Source organism: Fodinibius sp. SL11 (assembly GCF_052060035.1).
In the GTDB taxonomy this organism is placed as follows: domain Bacteria; phylum Bacteroidota; class Rhodothermia; order Balneolales; family Balneolaceae; genus Fodinibius.
In genome coordinates, this window is the sequence record NZ_JBPOEA010000036.1 from 1 (window position 1) to 1323 (window position 1323).

Annotated in this window: 1 protein-coding gene; it reads left to right on the forward strand. The window is 51.5% G+C overall.

Going from position 1 to position 1323, the window contains the following annotated elements; translation table 11 throughout:
• The first annotated feature begins 62 nt into the window (after window positions 1-62).
• A complete protein-coding gene (locus ACQ76V_RS16000) occupies window positions 63-1292 on the forward strand; it encodes an IS256 family transposase (RefSeq protein WP_441001507.1) in 1230 nt (409 codons plus the stop codon).
• Window positions 1293-1323: the final 31 nt, after the last annotated feature.

The window sequence follows — 1323 nt, forward strand, 5'->3', positions numbered from 1 at the left end:
CGAGAGTGTAAATCTAACTCTGTCTAGGTTGGTAATTTAAAATCTACTAACTTAGACAAATCATGACACAAAAAGAATTAGATAAACTGCAAGAAAAAGCGTTGGCCCAGCTCAAATCTGGGGAGTCCCTATTCGGCAAAGAAGGAGCATTTGCTCCGATGCTTCAGAGCTTCATCGAGGCGGCCCTGGAGGCCGAGATGGATGCTCATTTGGATGAGCAGCAGCGCAAAGGCGGTAACAAGCGTAACGGCAAAGGCCGCAAAACCATTAAAAGCTCGGCAGGTAGTTTCGAGATTGAGACTCCACAGGACCGCCAGAGCAGCTTCGACCCGCAGCTGATCAAGAAACGCGAGACCGTGCTGGCCGACAGCCTCCAGGACAAGATTATCGGCCTCTACGGGCTGGGGATGAGCCTGCGAGACATCAGTGCTCACATCAAGGAAATGTATGACACAGAGCTCTCCCATACAGTCCTATCCCAAATTACCGATCGCATCATCCCCGAGGTCAAAGCCTGGCAGTCCCGTCCGCTGGAAGCCGTCTATTGCATCGTCTGGCTGGATGCGATGCACTACAAGGTCCGAGACGAAGGCCGGGTGACCCACAAGGCGCTCTACAATATTCTGGGCATCAACCGTGAGGGCTATAAGCAGGTGCTGGGATGCTACGTCTCTGAGAGCGAAGGAGCCAACTTCTGGCTGCAGGTGCTTTCCGATATGCAGAACCGAGGCTTGGAGGACATCCTGATTGCCTGTACGGACAACCTTACCGGATTCAAAGAAGCCATCGAAAGTGTGTATCCCAAGGCCGACGTGCAAAGCTGCATTGTGCACCAAATTCGCAACTCCCTGAAGTACGTAGCCAGCAAGGACCAGAAGGAGTTCATGCGGGATTTGAAGCGAGTCTATCGGGCTGACACCAAGGATCTGGCTGAATTAGCCCTGGATGAGTTGGCCAGTAAATGGGAGTCAAAATATCCCGTTGTCATCGGCTCTTGGCGTGATAATTGGGAGAAGCTGACGACCTATTTCCAGTATACCCAGCCGATCCGCAGGCTCATTTACACGACCAATGCCGTGGAAGGTTACCACCGGCAACTGCGAAAGGTCACCAAAACTAAAGGGGCTTTCACCAGTGATATGGCCTTACTCAAACTGGTCTATCTGGCTACCAAAAACATTGAGAAGAAATGGACGAGCCCACTACAAAACTGGGCCCTAACCGTTCAACAGCTGGCCATTCGATATGGCGATCGATTGCCGTTGGATTTAACCCGTAACCACGAAAAATAAGCAGCCCGGACAGAGTTCAGTTTACATACCC

Bases quoted from the DNA above. Each gene is read 5' to 3' on its own strand.
- ACQ76V_RS16000 (WP_441001507.1), top strand. From the start codon at position 63: ATGACACAAAAAGAATTAGATAAACTGCAAGAAAAAGCGTTGGCCCAG.